The sequence below is a fragment of the Brucella pseudogrignonensis genome, from assembly GCF_002252525.1.
Classification (GTDB): domain Bacteria; phylum Pseudomonadota; class Alphaproteobacteria; order Rhizobiales; family Rhizobiaceae; genus Brucella; species Brucella pseudogrignonensis.
Genome location: NZ_NNRM01000009.1, coordinates 1 through 580, shown reverse-complemented (window position 1 = coordinate 580; position 580 = coordinate 1). Strand labels below are relative to the sequence as shown.

The window sequence follows — 580 nt, the reverse complement described above, 5'->3', positions numbered from 1 at the left end:
GGAAGCCAATCTCGGCGATGGCACGTTCAATGCCACCGTGTTTGATGCCAATGGTGGCCGTTTCGGCGTCGGGTCCGATTCCAATGTGCTGATCGGCATTGGCGATGAGTTGCGGCAATATGAATATTCGCAGCGTTTGCTGCATCGAGCGCGCAATGTGCTGGCGAAAAACGAAGGCTCGACCGGACGCGCCTTGTTTGATGGTGCATTGGCGGGCGGCAATATTGCTATGGGTCGCGAAGGCGATCGTTTGAGACAGGGCGCCTCGGCAGATTTTGTATCGCTTGATGTTGAGCGTCTGCCCCATGCAAAAGGGGATGCGGTTCTCGATGGCTGGATTTTTGCCGGTCGTGCGCGTGCCTCTGATGTGTGGGTGCGCGGCGTGAAACAGGTGGAGGGCGGACATCATCGCTTGCGCGATGCGGCAGAGCGTGCTTTCCAGAAAGCAATCGGCGAATTGCTGAACTAATAAATGGGGCGAGCGGGACGTGCAGGACAATCCATCCGGAAAAGACGAGCCGACATTATCGCTGCATCAGCGTATTCTGGATGATATTGAAACGCGCATTATTTCTGGCGA

The 580-nt window shown here is 55.9% G+C and carries 1 pseudogene; it reads left to right on the top strand.

The window, feature by feature from the left end:
* Positions 1–469, top strand: a pseudogene (locus CEV34_RS03280) (formimidoylglutamate deiminase); the annotation flags it as partial.
* Between the last annotated feature and the right edge of the window lie 111 nt (positions 470–580).